The organism is Mesorhizobium sp. M7A.F.Ca.US.005.03.2.1 (genome assembly GCF_003997795.1).
Taxonomy (GTDB): domain Bacteria; phylum Pseudomonadota; class Alphaproteobacteria; order Rhizobiales; family Rhizobiaceae; genus Mesorhizobium; species Mesorhizobium ciceri.
Genome location: NZ_RZRP01000474.1, coordinates 1 through 4,894 on the forward strand (window position 1 = coordinate 1; position 4,894 = coordinate 4,894).

Here is a 4,894-nt window from a genome sequence, read left to right on the forward strand (position 1 = left end):
GGTTCCGGCGCGCCCTTGAGCGCGCGCAGACCGCGCCGCTCGAGCACGGCGTCGTCATAGTGGAAGCCGTCCATCGGTACGACCTCCGCTGCACCTTCGGGCAGCAGTTCATGCAGCCTTGCCGACAGCGTCGACTTGCCGGCGCCCGGTGGACCGGCAATGGCGACGATGAAGCGGTTTGCCTTGCCGGCACGCTTGAAGATGGTGGCGGCGAGATGGGCGATTTCGGACATGAGAGCCTCTCTGGCAGAGCTTCAGATCCACCATGTTCCGCATGATGATTTCGGCCACATCTTGGCGACAGTTCACGGAAATTTCAAACCCTGCGGCCGCGCAATCACACCTACGAGGCCAGCGGCTGGCCGATGCGCAGGAAATCGCTGTCGAAGGGAACCTCCGGCGTCGAACCACCGGCTTGCAGCCGCATGCGGCCATCCGCCGTCATGACGTCCCGCGGCGGCTCGCCGCCCGACAGCGGCAGGACGCCGATGACGTGGCGAAAGGACACGCTTTGGCCTTCGCCCAGCGCAAAAGCGGTCGCCACCCCTTCGCGCTTCAGCCAGTTGTCGCCGATCGAGGCGGCATGGCCGACGGCAGCGCGGCCATCCTCGATGCCGAGCACGCCAAGGTGGCGGCCGCTCCATGGGGCGTAGTCGCGCCCGCCATTGCTGAACCACAGCATGGTGATTGGCAGTTCGGCCGGGTTCTTCAGCACCAGCACCAGATCGTCCTCGGCCTGTCGTGCAAGCGCGGTCCATCCCGGCCCGCCATGGTCGGCTTCGACCAGCGTGATGAAATCCTCGCGGCGGTCATCCATACGGTATTCCGTCAGGTCGAGCGTGCCGCCGCCGGCGGCGGGAAAATGACCGAGATCGGCGGAGCGCGCCGGATAGGCGAGCATGAAGCGGCCGCGTGCGGGATCGGGCTCCAGCGGGTCGTCCAGCGTCGCGGCAAAACGCGTCGGCGAAAAGGCCAGCCTGCCGCCGCCGGTCATGGCCGTCATCGGGTGATGGGCGACCGAGATGGCACCATGGCCGCCTGAAAACGCATGCTCCTGGTAGAGGAAGGGATGGCCGTCGTGCAGCGTCAGGATCTTGTCGACCGAAGCGCCCATTACCTTGTGCCGCAAGCGGTAGACGGCGCGCCAGCCATCGTCGGTCGCGACACTTTCGACGACATCCCAGGCGCTGTTGGCCGTCCAGCCATGCAGCGGCGCTTCCTCGACATCGCTGCGCGAAAACGGCGCGCAGAGGAAATCGCCGGACAGCCGAACCGTGCCTTCCGGCAGGTCTTTCGGCAGCGTCTCGTTCGCATCGACCCAGGGCGCGCGATGCAGCGGCTTCAGCTGCCGCCCGCCGCCCTCGACGACCATGTCGGCGATGTGGCCGACCGTGAGGTCGAGCGAAACCGAAATGCCTCTGGCCTTGATGGTGTGGATGGTCATTGCGCTGTCACCGATTCTGAAGGCGCAAACTGAACCGTTCGGCGGCGGTTGCGCAAGCACTGCGACAGGGCATTTTTGCATCGCGCACCTTCACCTTCCCCACAAGGGGAGGGTGAGCTACTGTCGCTTGTATTCCCGCACCGGCGACTTGGTGTCGTCGGTGTAGGTAACCTGCACCGACATCGATTTCACGCTGTCGGCGACCTTGAAATAGGGTTGGTAATCGTAGGGAATGGCGTAGGGGTCCTTCTTGTCGCAAGGCGGCATCTTGATCTCCTTGTCGAGTGCCGCGCCGTTCAGGCTGTAATGCACCTGTTTGATGGCGCAGCGGTAGGACAGCATCTGGGTGAAATAGACCAGGCCGTGGTTGCCGCTGGCATCGAAGGCGATCCACGAGGTCCAGAACTGGTCGAGGATCTGCTTGTTGCCTTGCTGAAGCGCTGTTTCGGGGTCGAAGCGGATGTCGAACGGGCCGGTCTCGCGGCCCCTGATATCGAGATATTTGATCGCAATGATCCCCGCCACGGTGCTGTCGGGCATCTCGAAGCTCGGATTGGCCATCGGCTTGCCGGTCGTCGGGTCGTTCATGGCCAGGAAACCGGTGTCGGTGAAAGGACCGCTGTCGCCCATGCGCCAGGAGATGGCGGTCGCCGGCTCGGGCAGCGAGATGGTCATCGACCAGCCCTGGTTGGAGCGCATCGGCGTCAGCGAAGGCACGAAGCGGGCGGGGTCGAGCACGTCGCCAAGCGCCGCCAGCCGGCTGCGGCTGCGGTCCAGCCAGTCGGCGAGCTGCGTCTGGTCGACGAAATATTTGAGCAGCCCGCCATCCTTCTCGTAGGCCATGAATTTGGTCAGCGCCTTGGCCTCGTTGCGCTTGTCGGCCAGCGTCTGGGCGCCGAGCCGGTCCTCCGAAAACTCCTGCGCCAGCAGGAAATAGGCCGGCGCGAAATCGGCATGGGCGGCGACGAAGGCGTTGAGCTTGTCGAGGCGCTGGGCGTCGTCGAACTGCTGGATATGCACGAGCTTGATCGACAGCGCCTTGCCCTTGTCGGCAAGCGCGCCGAACACCTCGCGCGCGCCGGCCTTGCCGTCCTGCACCCGAAGCAGCGTGGCAAAGCGCGTATAGGGGTCGATGGCGTCGACGTCGAAGCCGGCAAAGGCGAGGTAGGAGCGCCGCGCATTCAGCATGTCGCCGGACAGCTCGTAGACTCGCGCATTGTGGTAGAACTCGTCCGGCCGCTTCGGCTCGGCGATCGCCCCGCCCTGCGCGGCAAGGGCGGCAAAGCCCTTGGCGATGATGTCGATCGAGGCGGCGATCTGCACGGTCGTCGCTTGCAGCTTCTCGGTCTGGGCCTGCTGCTGCGCCTGGCCGGCGACCAGCGTCTCGGTCTCCTTCTTCACCTCGTCGGTGGTCTTCTGCACTTCCGCCGTCTGCTCAGTCTGCTGCTGCTGGACGGACGCGATCTCGTCGGTCTTTTTCGCCACCGTGTCGGTCGACTGCTTGACCGCCTCGACCGTCTTTTGCGTCTGCGTGACGGTCTGCTCGATCTTCGCAACTTTCTCGGTAACGATGCCCATCGACTGCTGCAGCCCGGCAATGGCCGGCACCAGGCTGGCGATCACCCCGTGCTGGGCGTTGGTCTGCTGCTGCAGGCCGTAGACGCCGCCGGCGACGGCCGCCGCACTGGTGGCGAAGATCAAGGCCGGCAGCGCCTTGGCCGCCAGCACCAGCCGGAGCACGATGGCAATGGCGATGATGATTGCGGCCACCGCGGCGACCAGCGCGACATAGGCGGCGAACGGCGCCAGCGGATTGAGGATGTCGGATACGGCACCCCCGACAAAGGCGACGCTGCCAGCCCATTTGCCGGTGCGGCTGAGTGATGCCCTGATAAGCGAGGGCGCAGCGCCCCCGGCCCCGATGTTCGTCATGCCAAGCCCCCAAGCCCTCGATACCACGCCCCTTCCCACGGGAAACGCGGCCTTGGCAAGCAAAGACGCGGGAAAACCGGCGTTTTCGGGGCGGATGCCAAGCTTGCGCGGCTCGACAATCCTGGGGCTAACCGGCATTAACCAAATGGACGCAACAGCCGCGTTACGTTAGCGTCGTCTCATCTCAGCAACAGCCGACCCAGAACAGTCCAGCCCTTGTCCTACCTGCGCCCCCTTCCGCTCATCCAGAGAGTTTTTGCGGCACTAGCCCTGCTGGTGCTGCTGGCCGGCTGCGCCACGACGCCGCCCGACAGCGTGCTGGCCGTGCCCGCGCCGGCGCAGAGATATGCGGCCATCGTGGTCGACGCCAGGACCGGCAAGCAGCTGTTCGAGGTCAGCTCGACGGCGCAGCGCTATCCCGCCTCGCTGACCAAAATGATGACGCTGTATCTGCTGTTCGAGGCACTGGAGTCCGGCCGCGTCAGCAAGCAGACGCAGATCCCGGTTTCGGACCATGCCGCCTCGCAGCCGCCGACCAAGATGCGCTTCCGGCGCGGCGAAAGCATCGACGTCGATTCCGCGATCCGCGCCATCGTCGTCAAATCGGCCAACGACGTGGCAGTGGCGGTCGGCGAATATCTCGGCGGCTCGGAGGATCAGTTCGCCGCCATGATGACATCCAGGGCGCGCCAGCTCGGCATGACCAGCACCACCTTCCGCAACGCGTCGGGCCTGCCCGACGATGGCCAGATGACGACGGCGCGCGACATGGCGGTGCTCGGCATGGCGCTGCATCAGCGCTTTCCCCAGCAGTTCCACTATTTCTCCGAAAGCGACTTCATGTTCCGCGGCCGGCTGGTGCGCGGCCACAACGACATGCTCGGCCGCGTGCGCGGCGTCGACGGCATCAAGACCGGCTACATCAGGGCGTCGGGCTTCAACATCGTCACCTCCTACAATGCCGACGGCCGCAATCTGATCGTCGTGGTGATGGGCGCCGACTCAGCCCGCCAGCGCAACGACCATGTCGAAGCGCTGATCCAGCGCAGCCTGTCGCCGACGGCGGACGGCACCAAGACCAGGCTGATGTTCGCCGAGCAGTGAGGAGTGGTCCGCGTAGCGGACAAAAAGCCAATTGCTTGGCTTTTTGAACGACGAACGCCCTGAGCCTGCGAAGGGCGAGCTGCCGGTAGCAAGCATCGCGCTTGGCTGTGCGGGGATGGATATCGATAGGAATTTTTTCTTGACCCTGAGGGCAGCTATGCTACTATTTTCGGTATGGTGCTGAGTCGCGCCAATTGATCGACTGGAAACGTGACCCGCCCGCAAGGTGGGTTTTTTGTTGCCCGCCGCCCTGCAGAACCTTGTGCACGTTGGCAGGACAGCGCCCCCTCTGTCCTGCCGGATCTTCGTCGCTCGGAAAGCCAAGCAATTGGCTTTCCACCCGCTGCGCGGACCGCTCCTCAACCCCCGCAAGGGGGGAGATTGGCAGCTTCGGCGCTCCGCTCACTCCTGTGA

Annotated in this window: 5 protein-coding genes; 1 reads left to right on the forward strand and 4 read right to left on the reverse strand. The window is 64.9% G+C overall.

The window, feature by feature from the left end:
• The 3 genes from EN991_RS23330 to EN991_RS23340 form a co-directional block, all read right to left on the reverse strand.
• Nucleotides 1-233 (reverse strand): ATP-binding protein (locus tag EN991_RS23330; protein ID WP_206519236.1); only part of this gene is annotated, 233 nt, incomplete at its 3' end.
• A 110-nt stretch (nt 234-343) separates the two neighbouring features.
• The gene (locus EN991_RS23335) at nt 344-1,444 is read right to left on the reverse strand and encodes a hypothetical protein (protein ID WP_127369639.1); all 1,101 of its coding nucleotides are present in this window, start codon (nt 1,442-1,444) and stop codon (nt 344-346) included.
• Between the two features lie 117 nt (nt 1,445-1,561).
• A complete protein-coding gene (locus EN991_RS23340) occupies nt 1,562-3,376 on the reverse strand; it encodes a methyl-accepting chemotaxis protein (protein ID WP_164766081.1) in 1,815 nt (604 codons plus the stop codon).
• Between the two features lie 216 nt (nt 3,377-3,592).
• Between EN991_RS23340 and EN991_RS23345 the strand changes: the two genes are divergently transcribed.
• Entirely contained in the window at nt 3,593-4,480 is an 888-nt protein-coding gene (locus EN991_RS23345) for a D-alanyl-D-alanine carboxypeptidase family protein (RefSeq protein ID WP_127369641.1), read from the forward strand.
• A 163-nt stretch (nt 4,481-4,643) separates the two neighbouring features.
• Here EN991_RS23345 and EN991_RS40350 read toward each other — a convergent pair.
• On the reverse strand, nt 4,644-4,894 hold a 251-nt coding region (locus EN991_RS40350; protein ID WP_206519237.1), incomplete at its 5' end, for a hypothetical protein.